The sequence below is a fragment of the Microcystis sp. LE19-8.1F genome (genome assembly GCF_027531715.1).
GTDB lineage: Bacteria > Cyanobacteriota > Cyanobacteriia > Cyanobacteriales > Microcystaceae > Microcystis > Microcystis wesenbergii_A.
In genome coordinates this window covers 1-17,581 of the sequence record NZ_JAPZSO010000237.1, presented here as the reverse complement: position 1 = coordinate 17,581, position 17,581 = coordinate 1, and the positions used below count along the sequence as shown (strand labels likewise).

16 protein-coding genes are annotated in these 17,581 nt (G+C 40.4%); 2 read left to right on the top strand and 14 right to left on the bottom strand.

The window, feature by feature from the left end:
- Window positions 1-202: 202 nt before the first annotated feature.
- Window positions 203-424 carry a hypothetical protein gene (locus tag O9334_RS21540; protein WP_288002419.1) on the bottom strand — a complete coding sequence of 74 codons (222 nt, stop codon included), beginning with the start codon at window positions 422-424 and terminating at the stop codon, window positions 203-205.
- Window positions 425-468: 44 nt separating this feature from the next.
- Window positions 469-771, bottom strand: a complete 303-nt coding sequence (locus O9334_RS21535) for an aminotransferase class V-fold PLP-dependent enzyme (protein WP_045356799.1) — start codon at window positions 769-771, stop codon at window positions 469-471.
- Window positions 772-1,123: 352 nt separating this feature from the next.
- Here O9334_RS21535 and nadB point away from each other — a divergent pair, with 352 nt between their 5' ends.
- Window positions 1,124-2,839: an L-aspartate oxidase gene (gene nadB, locus O9334_RS21530; protein WP_080754234.1), complete on the top strand. Its 1,716-nt coding sequence runs from the start codon at window positions 1,124-1,126 to the stop codon at window positions 2,837-2,839.
- Between the two features lie 5 nt (window positions 2,840-2,844).
- Window positions 2,845-4,761, top strand: coding sequence for an asparagine synthase (glutamine-hydrolyzing) (asnB, locus tag O9334_RS21525; protein ID WP_045356796.1), 1,917 nt, complete (start codon window positions 2,845-2,847; stop codon window positions 4,759-4,761).
- Window positions 4,762-4,807: 46 nt separating this feature from the next.
- On the opposite strand, the gene O9334_RS21520 is transcribed toward asnB (O9334_RS21525), so the two are convergent.
- From O9334_RS21520 to O9334_RS21465, 12 genes are all read right to left on the bottom strand, one after another.
- Window positions 4,808-6,148 carry an aminotransferase class I/II-fold pyridoxal phosphate-dependent enzyme gene (locus tag O9334_RS21520; RefSeq protein WP_190381058.1) on the bottom strand — a complete coding sequence of 447 codons (1,341 nt, stop codon included), beginning with the start codon at window positions 6,146-6,148 and terminating at the stop codon, window positions 4,808-4,810.
- A gap of 72 nt (window positions 6,149-6,220) precedes the next feature.
- A complete protein-coding gene (locus tag O9334_RS21515; RefSeq protein ID WP_190381059.1) occupies window positions 6,221-7,867 on the bottom strand; it encodes an alkaline phosphatase family protein in 1,647 nt (548 codons plus the stop codon).
- Window positions 7,868-8,065: 198 nt separating this feature from the next.
- A complete protein-coding gene (locus O9334_RS21510; protein ID WP_045356788.1) occupies window positions 8,066-8,998 on the bottom strand; it encodes a phytanoyl-CoA dioxygenase family protein in 933 nt (310 codons plus the stop codon).
- Window positions 8,999-9,030: 32 nt separating this feature from the next.
- Window positions 9,031-10,170 (bottom strand): sulfotransferase family protein, encoded by a 1,140-nt coding sequence (locus O9334_RS21505; protein ID WP_288002410.1) that lies wholly within the window; start codon window positions 10,168-10,170, stop codon window positions 9,031-9,033.
- An 11-nt stretch (window positions 10,171-10,181) separates the two neighbouring features.
- On the bottom strand, window positions 10,182-10,814 hold the full coding sequence (gene nthA, locus O9334_RS21500) for a nitrile hydratase subunit alpha (RefSeq protein WP_045356784.1): 633 nt from the start codon (window positions 10,812-10,814) through the stop codon (window positions 10,182-10,184).
- A 4-nt stretch (window positions 10,815-10,818) separates the two neighbouring features.
- Entirely contained in the window at window positions 10,819-11,103 is a 285-nt protein-coding gene (locus tag O9334_RS21495; RefSeq protein ID WP_045356782.1) for an SH3-like domain-containing protein, read from the bottom strand.
- Window positions 11,104-11,237: 134 nt separating this feature from the next.
- Complete coding sequence (locus O9334_RS21490) at window positions 11,238-11,573, bottom strand: SH3-like domain-containing protein (RefSeq protein ID WP_045356781.1); 336 nt, start codon at window positions 11,571-11,573, stop codon at window positions 11,238-11,240.
- 11 nt (window positions 11,574-11,584) lie between these two features.
- A complete protein-coding gene (asnB, locus tag O9334_RS21485; protein ID WP_190381074.1) occupies window positions 11,585-13,504 on the bottom strand; it encodes an asparagine synthase (glutamine-hydrolyzing) in 1,920 nt (639 codons plus the stop codon).
- A 41-nt stretch (window positions 13,505-13,545) separates the two neighbouring features.
- A complete protein-coding gene (locus O9334_RS21480) occupies window positions 13,546-14,199 on the bottom strand; it encodes a glutathione S-transferase family protein (RefSeq protein ID WP_045356779.1) in 654 nt (217 codons plus the stop codon).
- A 2-nt stretch (window positions 14,200-14,201) separates the two neighbouring features.
- Complete coding sequence (gene ybiA, locus O9334_RS21475) at window positions 14,202-14,654, bottom strand: riboflavin biosynthesis intermediates N-glycosidase (protein ID WP_045356778.1); 453 nt, start codon at window positions 14,652-14,654, stop codon at window positions 14,202-14,204.
- A gap of 382 nt (window positions 14,655-15,036) precedes the next feature.
- Window positions 15,037-16,050 carry a TauD/TfdA family dioxygenase gene (locus tag O9334_RS21470; RefSeq protein ID WP_045356775.1) on the bottom strand — a complete coding sequence of 338 codons (1,014 nt, stop codon included), beginning with the start codon at window positions 16,048-16,050 and terminating at the stop codon, window positions 15,037-15,039.
- A 32-nt stretch (window positions 16,051-16,082) separates the two neighbouring features.
- Window positions 16,083-16,865 (bottom strand): class I SAM-dependent methyltransferase, encoded by a 783-nt coding sequence (locus O9334_RS21465; RefSeq protein ID WP_052426677.1) that lies wholly within the window; start codon window positions 16,863-16,865, stop codon window positions 16,083-16,085.
- Between the last annotated feature and the right edge of the window lie 716 nt (window positions 16,866-17,581).

Sequence of the window (17,581 nt, the reverse complement as noted above, 5' to 3'; positions counted from 1 at the left end):
TTGTGGCTTAGTAAGATTGAGAATTAGTGCGCTAATTTTAGAAGTAATAGAATGGGAGCAATCAGGGGAAGTAATTGACGTTATAATTAGCCATAGTTTTCCGTCAAAATTCGATTTTGTCTCTTTAAACCCTGATTAATCGGTTTTTAGAGCTAATTTTGACTCTTGGTCTAATCTGCCTGTCTTCCTTGCTGTGACTGACTTATAAATTTTTGGAGATGTCTAATAATTTCTCTTTGATGCTTTGCAATCTAGCTTTCCTGCCAGCTCCGATTTTTCTTTTTCTTGGCTTTTCCCTGTTGTCTGCTTCCGCCAAATACACCTGTTCAAATTTCTCTAACAAGGTCTCAAACGCTCTTCTATTGAGTCCTGTGGTCGCTCTCAAGAGTCTATCTTGATGCAATATTCGGCCAATGTTCAGCATTCAAGGGGATATCCAATCATTGTTTCTTCCCCATTATGCCACTATTACACAACAAGTCTAATATTACAACCAACGGTTACATTTTCCGTTAAAGTAATCGTCTCCGGTGTCACCCCTAATTCGGAAGCAATAATAGTACGGGTTGCCTGAGATAATTCCGTCAAAAAACCTGTTTTATCATTATTGATTCGACGAGAAAAAGGATCATCTTCCTGTAACTTTTGATAGCAGCAATAGATAGCATCTAGAGCAGTTCGGGGAAGCAGTCCTTGTCCCCCATAATTAAAGTAAGCTTTTTTCTCCAAACCGAGAAATTGCTGTCGATAGGATGTTACACTTTCGCGCATAAACTTAAATCGTTGAGTTAATTCAGTAACACCCGACTCACAAACATTGCCGGTCTTCTCGACTTTCTATTATAATCAGTGCGCACAATTCGTAGGGGTCTTGCTAGGCAAGGCTTTGAAGATTATACTTCTGGAAAATTATCCCTATTCTTCTTCCTTCCACACAGAAACGAGAAGAGCCCCATTGCTATTGCTTAAGAGTTTATTTGGTGATATACTGTAAATTATACTATAGCGGGTTTCAGTCTAATAAGGTATAGTAAATCCCTTGATAGATAGGCGTTTCAGAGTTTCAATCGGGACTCACTTCTGTGAAAACCGCTATATATATAAATCTGAAGCTAAATACAACATGAAACAAACCCCCAACTCCCCAAGCTCCATCAAAGAAGTACCGAATCAATTTGATGTTTTGGTGGTCGGTAGTGGCGCTGCCGGACTTTATGCTAGCCTTTGCATTCCCTCTCATTTACGGGTGGGATTGGTAACAAAAGATGACCTTAAAAGTGGTTCTAGTCCGTGGGCGCAGGGGGGAATTGCTGCCGCTATCTATCCTCCAGATACGCCCAACCAACATTTGGAAGATACATTAAAAGCGGGAGTGGGATTATGCGATCCCGAAGCGGTAGAGTTTTTGGTGAATCATGCTACTGAAGCGATCGCCTTTTTGCTGAACCTGGGGGTTAATTTTGACCGCCAGGGGGAAAATTTAGCCACCACCTTGGAAGCGGCCCATTCTCATCCTCGAGTTTTGCACTCTCGTGATACTACTGGGCGGGCAATTGTGGACGTATTGGTTGCGGCGGTGTTGGAACGCCCCAACATTCAAGTTCTCTCCCAAGCCGTTACCCTGAGTTTGTGGTTGAACGCCCAAACCCGCCACTGTCAGGGAATAAGTATTCTCTCCCAAAACCAAATTTCTTGGATTCAAGCAAAAGCGGTGGTGTTGGCGACGGGTGGCGGTGGTCAGATTTTTGCCAAAACCACCAACCCAGTCGGGAGTACCGGAGATGGAATAGCGATCGCTTGGCGGGCCGGGGCAATAGTTCGAGATCTGGAGTTTTTCCAATTCCATCCCACTGCATTAATGAAACCGGGGGCACCTCACTTCTTAATTAGTGAAGCAGTACGGGGAGAGGGGGCTCATTTAGTCGATCAGGAGGGGCGACGCTTTGCCTTTGATTATCACCCTTCTGGAGAATTAGCGCATCGAGATGTGGTTAGTCGGGCGATATATTTTCACTTGCAAAAAACTGCCGAAAATCCTGCCAATGCCCATGTTTATTTAGATATGCGACCGATAGAACCTAACAAAATTCGCCATCGGTTTCCCAATATTATTCAAGTGTGTCAGCAATGGGGAATTGATGTTTTTAACGAGTTGATACCGATTGCCCCCGCTGCCCATTATTGGATGGGAGGCATTGCCTGTGATGTGATGAATCGTACCTCAATTTCTGGGTTATATGCCATTGGGGAAACGGCAAGTACGGGCGTTCACGGCGCTAATCGGTTGGCGAGTAATTCCTTGTTAGAATGCTTGGTTTTTGCTTCCCAATTAGCTAAAATTGAAGACGATTTGTCTGAGGAAATAAATCAAAATTTCCCCTCATCCCCAGAACCAGTATTCCTAGAGCAAATTGAAATTAACGATCGGGTTGCTCCATCTGCTGATCGCCTTGCTACCTACCGACAGGATTTAGCGGCTTTAATGTGGAATAGTGCTGGGATTTGTCGTACCCAAACCGTTATGGAATCTGCGATGGCAACTGTCAAAACTTGGCAATATGAGTTAAAAAACTGGAAAATTAGTCAATATTTGCTAAACCTAAAGCCTCAACAATGTGTTCAATTTACCTCCCGAGAAGTTGCCGAATACTTAAAGTCTTTAGCGGCAATCTTGAACTTATTAGATGTCGCCTATTTGCTTCTCCAAAGTGCTACATTTCGCACCGAAAGCCGGGGTGGACATTACCGCTTAGACTATCCAGAAAATAACTCTGAGTGGCAAGTTCATACTGTCATCAAAGGTGATTGCTGTACTTCAGTTCCTACCAAAAAAGATTAAAATTTATGTGTGGTATTGTTGCCTTATTTGGTTTCAAAGGGATAATTGCAGAATCTCAGCTTAGGCGATCAGTATTGTCACTAAAACATCGCGGACCCGATCAACAAAGTATCTGGATTGCTGACAATTTTCGGATTGGCTTGGGACATACTCGGCTCAGCATTATTGATCTTAATTCTGGCAATCAACCGATTGCTAATCGCGATGGTAGTTTACGAATTATTGCCAATGGAGAATTTTATGATTTTGAACGAATTCAGCGACAATTAAAGCAATGGGGATATTCGCTACAAACCAAGTCTGATAGTGAAATTGCTTTGCATCTTTATGATCGTTTTGGCACCCAGTGTTTATCTTATTTGCGGGGTGAATTTGCCTTTGTTTTGTGGGACGAACGCAACCAACTTGTATTTGCTGCCCGCGATCGATTTGGCATCAAACCCCTATATTATACCATATATCAAGACACTCTTTACCTCGCCTCTGAAATCAAAGCAATCCTAGCAGCCGGAGTCCCTGCTGCTTGGGATTGGGAATCATTTCATTTGCTTGACAGTGGTGTTTTACCACCGCACAATACCCTATTTTCTAATATTTATCAAGTGCCACCAGGCTATTTTATGCTTGCTTCAGACGCAGGCATCCAACTACATCGTTACTGGGATTTTGATTATCCCCAAATTGAGACCAAAAAACCGCAAATTTCAGCACAAGAATATGTGGAAGAACTGCGAGAAATTCTTGATGAAGCAATTCGACTTCGTTTAAGAGCAGATGTTCCGGTTGGCTGTTATCTCAGTGGTGGTTTAGATTCATCAGCTATATTAGGCATGGCATCTCGTTATACTACTCAATCGATTCAGGCATTTACCCTTAGTTTTGAGCGCACTGAATATAATGAACAAGCCATTGCTGCTGAAACTGCTCAATACGCAGGAGCGAATCTCCAAGTTGTTCCTATTACTCAATCTGACTTAGCCGAGAATTTTGCTGATGCCGTTTGTCAGGGTGAAATGCTTTGTTATAACGCGCACACAACCGCCAAGTATATTTTGAGTCGTGCCGCCAGAAATGCCGGATATAAAGTTGTACTGACTGGAGAAGGTGCAGACGAAATTTTCGGTGGCTATATTCATTTTTGTGTAGATATGTTGCGTCATGGAACTCAAGGGTTAGCAGAGTCGAGAAGACAAAACCTTTTAGAAGAATTACAACAAAAAAATAAAATTTCTCCTGGTCAATTTGGCGCGGTAGAAACTCAATATCTGGCAAGTATTTCTAATAGTTTAGGATTCACCCCAGCTTGGATGGAAAGAAGAGTCCGACTCAAATCTGTTCCAGTTTATTCCGCCGCGTTTCGTAATCGCTTTAGGCAGCGAGATGCTTATCGTTTATTTTTAAATAATATCGATTTTGTCGGACAACTTCAACAACGAGAACCAGTTAATCAATCTTTGTATTTATGGTCAAAAACTCACTTACCTAATTATATTTTGAGAATGCTTGGGGATGGAGTAGAGATGGCTCATTCTTTGGAAGGACGCTTACCTTTTTTGGATCATCAAGTTGTAGAATTTATTGGTCGGCTACCAATTACTTTAAAAATTAATGGGTTGACCGAAAAATATATCTTGCGAGAAGCTACCCGTCCTTTTATTACAGAAACCATTTATTCTCGACAGAAGCATCCTTTTCTGGTTCCACCTTCAAGTTTTCAACCCCAGCAACCCTTGCATCAATTTATGCAAGATACTCTTCGTAGTTCGGCAATGGCTGCTGTTCCTTTTTATAATCATAAAGCGGTGATTGAATTACTTGATCAACTACCAGAAATGAGCGAAAGCCAGCAAGCGTCAATAGATGTTACATTGATGAAAATGCTCAGTGCTTGTTGTCTTCAAGAACGTTTTGGACTAACTTAATTGATAGTCTAATTTGATTGTGAACAAGAGAGCCAAAATCTAAAATCTAAAAATCTCCGCCGATATTTTCTTTAATTAGAGTAGCATATTCTTGACCAAGAGAATCTGGTAATTGCATCGAATGGTAATCTACACCAATCTCTTTCATTCTTCTGAAAGCTTCTTCTAATAGTGCTTCATTTTGCATGACTATTAGCCGGATATATTGTTGTCTTTCTGGATTAAAAGAGCGAATAGTTGATAATTTAACATAAGCGCGACTGAGGACGTAATAATCAAATAATTCAACTGCGGTAAATTCCCCTTGAGATTGTAGATGCGGTGGGACTGAGAGTAAATATTTAAATCCTCCATCTGGAGAGTGAATCGCTTCTGGCGGCCATCCCATGCTTTGCCATCCGGCGATAGATTTTTTAATTAAATAGCCGACATATTCATTGATTTCTGGTTTTTGGTGTTCCGCATTAAAACTGTCTAAGGCTGCTTTTGCTGCATACTGACAAACCTCTGGAATCATCACAGAAAAAGTTGAATTGTGCATCCGAATTACATTGATTGCATAATCATTTCCGGCCACCAAACCAATTCGTAGTCCGGGTAATCCAAACTCTTTACTCAGGGATAATACTGTGAGGCTACATCGTTTTGCTTGGGGAATTTCTAAAATATTAACCAAATCCGTTTCATTATTGTGAGTAGTGTACCACGAATCCATGTCGTGTAAAATTAGAATTTCCTGTCTTAAGGCAAATTGTACTAACTCATTTAGATACTCCCATTTAGCTACTTTTCCGTTGGGATTACAGGGAGAATTTAAATACAGAAAACGGATAGATTTTTCAGGCAAATTATTGACGATCTTTTCTGCTTCAATCAAATCGAAAAATCCACATTCTCCGACTGGTAAACGGATTAATTTTGCCCCATTACCACCAGCAATAATTGCTACTGTGGATAACGTAAACTCTGGAATCAGCACATAAGTTCCAGCAAAAGACCGAGATAGAGCATCAAAAACTTGAGATGCTCCAGTGGTAATCATAATTTCTTGATGCAAATCTAGCTCGACATTGAACTGAGTTGACATAAAGTCTTGAAAAGAACTACGCAGGGAAATTAAACCGTAAGAAGATGGATAGTGTAATACTTCATCAGCGTAGCTTCCTAACGCTTGTAAAGCTTGTTTGGTTGGTTCGTATTCATGATAAAATGGGTAATAGTAGTCAGTTCCCATGTCAATCAATTCAATTCCTTTTTCAATGGCATTTAATCGCATAATTCGATTGGCGACTAAATGCACTCTTTCGATTTGACCTATCTTTTCTCCTTCAAGCAAATTGGGGGAGATACTACCACCAAGATTGGGTAAATTTTTCGAGATTTTCATGCTTTTTAAAGTTATTAATTGCAATAGTTTGACACAATAAAACTGCGAGGCAATTTTTTTCCCAAAGTCTAATCACAAGAGTGACTTACCTTCAAAATATTCAGGAGATGGTACTCCCATCAGCTTTAAAATTGTTGGTGGTAAATCTAGGACATGACCCTTTGGAAGTTGAGAATTTGGCGCAATTCCTAACCCTTTCGCAATCAAAAATCCTTCCGGTGGATGACCACCAGTCCGATGATAGGGAACTGGACCAATGCGCCCAAATTGGGGACTGTCAACTACATCACTGGGACAATCTGCCATTACCACTACGAGATCAGCATTAGGCAAATCTGGGTCTTGATTGAGAATATTTTCTCGAGTCCGAACAACTTTTTTAATCACTGATTTTCCCGTTCGAGCATCTTTAAGATCATAGAGATGCTGAGTTAATTCTTCACACAGTTTATCATAATTTTCAGGTTCAACAATACCGTTAGGTTCTCGATCTTTTAAATTAATCCGAATAAATCCTTCTACCGCAAATGTCGGGAGCGCAAATGCTTTCATTTTTGACCAAAAAGGTTTATACCACATGGTAGGTTGCCAAGCGTACAAAGACTTTTCTTTGTATAATTGAAAAGGAGAATCTAAGTCGGGTGAATTTTTTGCGCTCAACCATTGATCGATTGCCTCTTGAAATTCGTCAGATACTCGCCCTCTTAAAAACCTTTGAATTGGATTACGATCCCACTTCAATTTCCAAACTTCACTCGCCCAAGTTTTGCGATCCAAATGAGGGAATATAGGTGGAGAAAGCTGATCTTTTTCCCCCGCTGCGAGGGCGACTTTCCCAGGAAAACTAAACCGATACAATAACTCTGGTAAAAACACCATACTGGGTAAATCAGTGGAGTTATTTGTCATTCCTTGTAGGGAATAAATCAGAATATGAGCATCTTTAGGTGCAGCTTCGATTAGTTCTCCAATCGCAGAATCGGTCGCTTCGTAGAGTTCGAGCATCAAATCGTCAACCGCTCCATTTTGATCTTTATACGGGTATAAAGGATGATCGGGTTGACTGAGATGATAATAGTGATGACCAGCAGGATGAGGTTCACTAAATCCAGTTAAAAATAAGTCCCAATTTTGTTGTTTTAGTAAAAATTTACAAATATCGGTTCGACGAGAAATTCCCGTTTTAAGATCGTTACAAAACTTGGTAACTATTTTTGGGTCCCACCAGTTATTGATAAAATCCCGCCGGAAAGTCGGATGCTCACCGAATTTGCTCACTAAGTCTTCTAATAATTGAGGTGGTTGGGATTGATTGACTACATAAGGAGCATGACACCCCCACCCCAAAACCTGTACGCCTTGAACTTGATCCGATACAATCGTTTGTGGTATATCAAAAACAGCGATTTGAGATTCTTTGGCTAAACTGTAGAATGGTGGATATTGAGTAAAGTTATATGACTGCTGCTGACGTTGCATTTCGTATGTACCGTCATGAAACTTTAAAGGACCCCAATATCCAGTAGTTTTCGGCATACAACCAGTTAAAAAGATTGTCCATTTTGTTTCGGTTGTATAATAGTCGATGTTTTCTAGTGTTCCTGACGCTCCTCCTTCTAACAACTTGGCTAAATTTTTCAGGTTTCCTTGAGAAACCCAGTTATTGATTAAATTGAGATCGCCAGCACCAATTTCGATGGCTAAAATGGGATGATTCATTAATTTTAATCTTTCTATTGAAGAAATTTCAATGGTAATTGTATCATTTATCACAATGACTAGCAAGTAGGGGGGGGATAGGAAATCTCAAAATATAGCGGTATGCAGTTGTATGAGGTACAGGGACAAGTGGCTTAAGCCACTTGTTAAAATCCTTCTCCCACCCCATCACCAGCCAATTGAATTTTTCAGCAAACCCTATTTAAATATTCGGGGATTACCTTCCCATAAAATAGGACAAAAAACTGGATCAGTGTAATCAGGTGTTCCGTCTGCTAATTTACGACAGAGACGATCATTATTGTGAACGTGAATATTACCGTTTTCTTGGCGGTGAAGACGATATTGATTGTCTTTATCTTGTAGATGGAAAGCAATCGCAATTCTCGGCTGACTGCTAGTATTAGAAGGACTGCCATGAAAAGTCAAACAATGATGAAAACTGACTTGTCCCTTTTTGAGATTCATGGGGACTTTATCAATTGGTCTTCCTTGAGCATGAACCAGCAAAATATTCTCTTGTTCGTTTCGATCAGATTTAGCAAAATGGGAAAACCCTTGTGAGATTCCATTAGGTTCAGTCCACAAATGACTACCATCAATCATCGTCAAAGTTCCCATACTTTCATCACAATCGTGTAGAGGAATCCACGCACTAATCATATTATCTGACCTGCAAGTTTTCCAATACCCACGATCATGATGCCAACCGATGGTAGTTTCCACCGATTGAGTCTTCGGTGGTTTATAATACAGGCTACTGCTGAATAAGCGAATTTGGTGGCTACCTGTTAGTAAAGCAGCAATGGCTCCAATTAGATAATTCTGGGATAATTGATGAATTTGTCGGTTTCGCTGAACCAGAAATTCATTAATTCTTAGCCCGTCTCCCTGATTCGGTGTCCAATCCTCAAAATCTGGCAACGCGACGGGTAATTGACTATCGCGATGACCTTGATAAAAGCGTTCAATTCCTTCCTTAGCTCGATCAATTTCTGATTCTGAAAATAGCGGTTTCGAGATATACCAACCATGTTGTCGATAGAATTCGATATCTAAATCAGATGGAAGAAGTTGACGTTGCTCTGAGTTTAGTTCCCAAATTCGAGGATTTTTTTCACAAATTTCCATGTTTGTTATATTTTTATAACTTCACTAATCTACTACATTTGGTTCCATTTGTCAATAATGGGCTTCCAGGCTTTTTCTAGCTTAACCATTGTTTCTTGATCCAGCTTTTTTTTACTTCTATTGTCTCGCTCTTTATATTCCTTGTGTCTTTTGGTTTCTTCTTCAATGAAATGAGCAAATCTGGGTTTTGCTTCTGCAAATCCGGGTAGGTTAAACTGTTGATAGATCTGGCTTAAAGTTTCTATTTCATTGCCAATGAAATTTTCATACTTAATTTCTACTAAGTTTTCTGGAGGAATTAGATTTTTGTCAAGGAAATATCGATTCATTAGTTCTTGATAAAAGAACAAAATATTTTCCTTCATTTCCGCTTCATTAATTGTTTGAAATGTCCATTCGGGAACAATGATTTGATACAGTTTCACCGTCGAAGCATAAACGTCATAGGGATTTCTTAAAATATGAATAAATTTTGCATCTGGGAATAAATCTAACAGTAACTTTATGCGACCGCCGTTGAGAGGATTTTTGATGAGAAGTCTTTTACCACCTACACTTAGATGAATCCTTGACAACATTCGCTTATAGTCATTTTTCCAAGCTGTTTTCTCTGATTCATCACCTTGAAACAAAACGCATTTTTGAAAAATAAACTTAATCTTTTTAGGAAAATAAAACCCTTCATAAAATGAGGATAGACTACTATTAACCAGCGCAATTTCTTCCTCGGCTGGGTCATCAGCGTGCAAGACTAAAGAATCGGTTTTTCTCGGAGTTGGGTAAACCCGACTTGCCCAATTTTCAACTTTTTGAGGACTTCCCAGAAAAAATTCTGAGCCACCCACTAAGACTTGAGCTTTGGTAATATATCCCCAATTGGGATCTTGACCGATTAAATGATGTAAATAGCTTGTACCACTGCGACAATGACCAATAATAAAAACAGGAGAGTTTTCAAGTTGAACGTTCTCAACTTCTTTGTCAAACTCAACTCGTTCTTTTAGAATTAAAGGGGTATTTTTAATACTTTGAGCCGAAACATACAAGGCTTTGGGTAAATATTTTAGATCGATGCCCCCATTTCTCAAAATCAATTTGATCCAGTGGATTAATGATATGCCAGTAATGGGCAAAGGTTTATAAGTCTTAGAATTTTGGTTTTTGGGTTCCATAAGTGTCAGGTTTAATTAGCTTGCTTGAGCAGTGCAACTCCAATCATAGCATCTCGCATCACTAGAGTTTCTAGTGCTTCTAAATCTAGTTTCTCTGTTCCTTCTGGTCGCTGCGGCAAAACTAAATACCGCATTTCAGCCGTGCTATCATGAACACGGATTTCTACATTATCTGGTATGATTGTGCCAAATTCTGCTAGTACAGCACGGGGTTCTCGGACTACTCGTGAGCGATAGGCTTTATTTTTGTACCAATCTGGAGGCAATCCTAAAATCATGCGTGGGTAGCAAGAACATAGAGTACAAACAATTACATTATGAACTTGTGGAGTGTTCTCGACAACCACCACGCGACTGCTACCAATATCAATCCCTAATTCCCAAGCTGCGGCTTTACAATCCTTTAGCAAACGCGCTTTGTAGTTTGAATCTAACCAGGCTCGTACTACCATTTTCGCCCCCAAAGCTGGACTACGAGCATCCATTGCTTCAATTGTTTCTCTAATCTGAGTAGCAGTGACAATTCCTTTTTCAATTAGTAGTTCTTGAATCGCCAGTGTGAGAAGTTGATAGTCCGTTAATGGCTGCTCATTATCAACGATAATTTCGTGTTCGTGATGGTCGTGGGAGAATGGATTTTGCATTATTTCAGACTGGTTCTAGCCAGTGTTCATAAATATCAACAGTAATTGTATCTTGAGGAGAGCCTGTATAATTATCCCACACATGACTTTGCTGAAATTGTACGCAATAAAGCCAGTGTAATTCCAGATCATCTTTTCCGTAAGCGAGGGCTTCTGGATTGGGAAATTTTCCCAAAACGCGCACAATTACACCAATTTTACCACGAATATAAAAAGGTGTGCGAGTATGACCAAGAGGATACAACGCACGGACAATCACTTGCTCTCCCAGATTAAAGTATTGGCTCATATAGCAATAGTATCATCTTGCTCAAGCTAAAAGGTTCTACCGAATCTGTCATGCAAAACTAACACTTTAAGAGGAGGGAACAGGGAACAGGGAACGGGGGGGGGATTGATGTCACTATAGTGTTTTCAGGCGTTTTAAAGGTAAGATTTGGGATCAAATCGAGATGAGATTTCCCTGATTTTCTGTTCTAAGTCATCAACAGTAAATAGATTTTTCTCAAGCAAAATGTGACGAATAACAACAATCCAACGTTCATAGTAGTCCAGTTTTTCGTAATCATCAGCATCTAAGTTTTCAATCCCTCGTCGCAATTCATCATCGCGGACTAAAGGGGGATTCATTTTGCTAAGAAGTGCTTCGATAGCATCAACCTGCTTTTCCCACAAAGCAATATCGTGTTCCGAACTTTCAATAGTTCCAGAGGGTAAACCTCCGATATCATGATGACCTCTCATGGTAAACTCTTCCATTATTTAGATTTTTAGGCCAAGCCAAACCGTTCTTGCAGAAAACAAGCACTCAACATTTTCATCAAAGGAACTTCGAGCGCTGTTTTTTCAATATCATCCATCTCGGGAATTCGATCAAGTAGTTGAATCGCCTTTGTTTGATTATAAAAGGGAACGGCTGCCATTACCGATCCTCGCAGTGTATCTTGAACCAATTGAAAAAAGGCTCCTTGAGGATCAAACGTAGAAGGCGGTGCGAGTAAAGAATGTTTTTTGCCAGCATAAACTGTATCAGTGAGAAACGGTCGTGCTGCTTCTCGCAAGATATATTTCCCAGTAAATTTGTGAATTTTTAGTTCTCCAGGAATCTGAGTTGCTAATTCGACCACTTTGCGGTCTAAAAATGGTAAGCGTCCTTCAATCCCGTGGTATCGAATTACACTCTCTCCCATCACCCGCAACACATAGACAGGTAAGTGAGTTTTACACCATAAATACATCGATTGATTGACCGATTCTCGTCCTTTTAGTTGTCCGATAACATCAATGTGATTTAAAAAGATACGATAGGCATCTCGCTGAGAAAATTGAGCCATAAATTCATCTGAATAAATCCCATCAATTTTGAGCCGAACCCGCCGTTCCATCCAAGCAGGAATAAATCCCAGACTTTGACGAACACTTTCTAAGGCTTCTGCGCCTCCTTCTACAAATAAAGCAGGAGAGATTTGTTTACTATTTTGCTTCAACTCTTCTAGTAGCTTTCTGGTTGTCTTTTCATCTTGTCCCGCCGTAATTTGTCGTAACATATCTTGGCAAAAGTGAGCATATCCTCCAAAAGTTTCGTCGGAACCTTCTCCGATCAAAACTAGGTTACATCCTGCATTTTGCGTTGCTCGACTCAATAGATATTTAGCGGGAGTATGAGCATTATAAGTGAGCATTTCTCCTTGGCAAACCGCATCAGCAAAATGTTCTGCTAGCTCTACATTACTGAGAGAAACGACGTGAAAATCAGCCCCGATCTGCTGGGCGGTTTCGCGAGCAATTGCTTCTTCGTTATAAGTTGCATGATCAAAACTAATAGTGAAGGCTTGAATCGGTTTGCTAGTATGAGTTGATGCCATCCCCAGAACTGTCGAGGAGTCGATTCCTCCGCTGAGATAGCAACCGATGGAAATGTCACTTCTTAAGCGAATTTTGATCGCTTCATCTAAGGTATGGCGGAGTTTTTCAATATAATCTTCTTGAGTTAGTTGAGTGGAAGAATCGCCGATTAAAGGATAATTAAAATCCCAATATCGATGAATTTGGATACCTGAATCAGAAGCAATTAAAAAACATCCACCTGGAACTTGATAGATATTAGCAAATAGCGTATTATTTGGCGGTAAAACACCACTGTCAGTCAAGAAAAAAGATTCCTGATCCCAGTGAGCAGGAACACCAGCAGCAAATAAGGCTTTAACTTCTGAGGCTAAATACACTGTTCGATTATAAACAGTATAGTATAAGGGTTTAACGCCAAAGCGATCGCGAGCAGCAAATAATAACTGGTTACGTTCATCCCAAATCGCAAAAGCAAATTCACCTCGAAGTTTATCCAAGCATTGAGTTCCCAGTCTATCGTAGAGGTGGAGGACAATTTCACTGCTGCTATCAGTTTGAAATGAATAGCCTTGTTGTTTCAATTGTTGTTTAACCGAACCCAAGTCATAAAACTCACCGTTGGCGACAATGTAGCGGGTTCGCTCCCCATCTGAGAGGGGTTGATCCCCACTCAGATCATCGATGATACTCAGTTTGGTATGACCCAAACCCACTTTTTCATTTTCCGATATCCAAATATTTTGGCGATGCAAACCTTGATGGCTTAAAGCATCTAGGGAGCGCTTGAAATTCGTCTGAGATATCGGCTCGTCTTGAGAGCGAAAAATCACAATACCACTCATTCAATTTCTCCTTTTTTAGTTAATAAATCTCCAAAATTTAGCTAAAGCTCAAATTGAGGTACGACCTCTACTTCGGAATTGGCATCTTGAAGCCATTCTTGGACAGATGGAAGTGCTAAAATCGCTTCCATATAGTCTTTAGACTCAGAATTAACTTTGACCTCGTAAGTGTGAAAACGCAAGACTTCCGAAGCGAACATTGCATCAATGATTGTGAATTCACCAAATAACATTTGACCGCTACCACCGAATCTTTGCCGACAATCTTGCCAAATTGTCGTGATGCGATCAATATCTTTGGCGACTTCAGGTGTCATTCCTTTACCGGGCAATTTTGCTCGACAATTGAATGGCATTTTTTGGCGCAGATGAGAAAAGCCTGAGTGCATCTCTGCACAAATAGAGCGTGCTACTGCTCGTTCTGTTCGTTCTAAAGGCCACCAGTGAAAGTTAGGAAACCGTTCCGCTAAATATTCAAAAATTGCTAGAGAATCCCAAATCTTAAGTTGATCTTCTACGAGAACTGGCCTTTTCCCAGTTGGTGAATATTGTCGAATTTGTTGTTCGGATTCAGGAGTATAAATCGGAATCCGAATTTCGTTAAATTCAATGCCAAACTGCTTCATTGCTAACCAAGGTCGTAGGGGCCAAGAGCAGTAGTTTTTATTACCAATTACCAGAGTAAGCTGTGTCATTATTACAATATTTCTTGAGATTGACGTAATTCCTGTCGTACAGCCATTAAAATTTGTCCCATCCGGTTTTTTCCGTTTCCATCCTTACCCGAACCCCAATATTCCTCATGGGGTGCTTCTTCTATAATCTGTTCGTCTCCTGTACTTAAAAGAACTTGGCGAATTTCTTTATTAGTTTGAAATTTATGCAGAACTCCACGCTGCATGATCGAATCTTTCACGTCTTCCCAATCGGAACGCAACGGACGATTGCGATCGCGTCCCATTTTGGTGGCCTCAGTTGGAGTGACAGCTTGTCTGATGGCTTCAACATGGTCAGTTCCGGCGAACTTTTGAGCTTGAAAATAATGTTCTGATGTCGGCCACCAGACACCATCTAGTTCAAATCCGTAATCCGAGAAATTGGAAAAGCACCCATAGATTGGATCGGTTTCTTTGAAAAAATAAATGGTCATTACAAGTAGAAGAAAATGAAAAATGCCAAGATTGATTATAGCAACTTAAAGGGAATTGTCAACCCAGTCCAAGTAGAATATTAGCATCAAATATCTAATATCTTATGCTAAATCTACCTGAGAAAATCCAGTTGACAAATTTCCTAGTTAGTAAGCTAAGACGCATTTAAACTGGGTATTGTTAAGTTAGCTAAAAAAGCAGATAACCCGTACTGTTCACCGTTCCCTGTTCCCTGTTCCCTTATCCCCATAGACCAATTTAGATGCTTAACAGCTTAGTAGCGACTTCAGTTGTCCCTGATTATAAGCTCATAAGCATTTAAGTGGAACAGGATTCTAGCCTGTGTTTTATATTTAATTGCAATGAGTTACTTACAGCTTATCACTGATAAGTATAAGGGATGCGACAAACTAAATTTGCCCAAGATTCCCAGTCGAGAATTTCAGCAAAATCTTTGGGTTCGAGTTTTAAGGCTGAATGTTCTTCCCTCCTCAAGGTCGATAGGCGTTCAACTAGACGATCAAGATGAGTTCCGGGTACGGGTTTAATCCCTTGAGGAAGTCGCTTGTTCGCCTGTTTTCCTGAATACATCACCCCTTGAACCTGTCTGACTTGACCCTCCCCATCGACATACTCATCTCGTCCGTGCAGAGTTGATTGATTGGGAATAATAATAACTTCATTGGCGTAGGCATTAAGTCGGATATAATTACTTTCTTGTTGCAGATAATGAGCGATAATTTCTAAACCTTTTTGAACTCGATGGTAATTTTTTCCTGCTTGAGGAAGCATTTGTCTGGTCTGGTCGTTTCGATAATAAATGAAGATTTGATTATCTTGAATTTCAAAAACCGTATGTTCTTTGCTGCGGCTACCATCTGCGATTTGGGAAATGACGCAATTGGGTTGACATAATGCTAAAAACTCTTCGGGATAATACCGAGCCAAAAAATGTACAAGTCTAGCTCCCCCAGCCACACGGGTTAATCCTCCAGATTGAGGGTGAGAAAGATGACAAAATACGATAAATACTGGCGTAATAGAGGAAGAAGTTGTTCCATCTGTATGGAGAGAGAGCGAACCACGAGAATTGAGTGCAACCTGATAGGAAATAGCCCTGGGATCGTAGGTTAACAAAAAGTGATTTTTATCTGTTTCTGCTTGCAGATAGACTTTTTCCGAGGAAGGAGAATCATAGGGAAATTCTTCTCCTAATACATTTTTGAGAGAGGCTAAATTAAATTTATTTTCTGAAGACGAGCGAAGGACTGCAACTTGATAAGTTGTTAATTTTGTGGCGATCTCTTCAACAATATCAACTCGATCAACTTCAGAACTATCAGTGAGGGAAACAACAAGCTGTTCTTTCGTCAAATAAACAGGGTCAATATACATAAATAAACCTTGCTAAATCAAAGAAAAAAGTTTTACTTCTTCTGAGCAATTATCAGTTCCAGACTGAAATCTACTGGAAAAGAACTATAACCTATAGTATCACTAATCTTGCTTTCTAAGTCGGTAACGTATTGTTCGGGATTGGCCAGCGTTTTTACGTAAGCTGAGCAATAGGATGTGCTACAAAAATAACCGATCAGTTGTTGAGTATCCCAGAAAATCACATGAGGAACCGTCAAAACCTGAATTGCTTTAAGTTCAGATTGCTCAGCAATAAACCGACGAGAATAATCCTCATCTAAAAGTCGAGGATGTCGAAATGAATGCCAACGTTCGGTTAACTCAGTTTCTAAAATGCCTCGTATCGTTTCAGGAGGACGAGGGACTCCATAACGATAAGCAGCAAAGATGCCTTCTTGGCGAAGCCAGTTTAGGACTTTTTTTTCCACCACAGAGCGATCAACCCAATAGAGTACATTTCCCAGCGTAATCAGGTCAATACTTTCAGGTCTTTCACTGAATTCTTCAATGCTGCATTGTCGAACTTCTATTTTGGGGGACAAATTCCGCAACTTAGCAGCCATTCCTTCATTCGGTTCGACAGCTAGAACTTGGTTAAACCAAGGACACAAAGGTAAAGTTGATAAACCCGTTCCCGCTCCCAAATCTAAAGCTCGATCGCGAGGAAGAGGAACGCGGTTTATTATCTCTTGAAATAGAGCCTCTGGATAATTAGGTCGAGTGGCCACATACAAGTTAGGAACTAGGTAACCAATTTTACGAATATGGGTAGATTTATACTCAGGACATGGCATTTAGGTCATACATCTTCTTGGTAACGGTTTTGTTCGAGTACAAGGTGATCGTTATTTTGCTTGAACTAAGAAGTAGAACCTCATTGTGAACTACTCTCAAGGTCGTTGAGAGCTTCCTGCTTCAATGGGATGCGCTTTCTACCCCGAAAGATAGCCAGTCTTACCTTCCCTCCACCGGCATCCGTCCTAGTTCCTAAGACCGTTCGGCGGTTCGGACTTCGGCGTGAGACTTCGGACGTTCGGCGAGCTCAGTCGAGCCGCGTGAGCTTTTGTCGAACGCTCGGTCGAACGCTGATCTCACCGTCGAAGCCTGATCTCACGGCCGAAGCCCATACTTTTTCTGGCAACACGACCCGTTGAGCTTGGTTATCGCTTAAGGAATAGTGGTCAAGATATGTTCATAGTAGCATCGGTTTTTGAGAATTGTCTATATAATCCCGTGTGCAACAAAGAAAAAAAGTGGCAAAGAAAGGTCTCACTCAGTCATCCTAGAAGTATCAACCCTCTAGCCCTAGTGAAACCTATGATTTCTATTGAAGATTTTATCATCTCCGTCTTTTGTTGTGTGGACGACTTAAGTAGCTAGGCAGAATTAAACTTAAAACAGTGAGTTTCGTATCCTCCTTTTTGAGCGCGAGCTTCGATCCCTTGTTTAACAGCGATCGCTAAATCGTCCTCATCGGGAAAAATTTGACCTGCCAGTTCGTGAGTTTTCA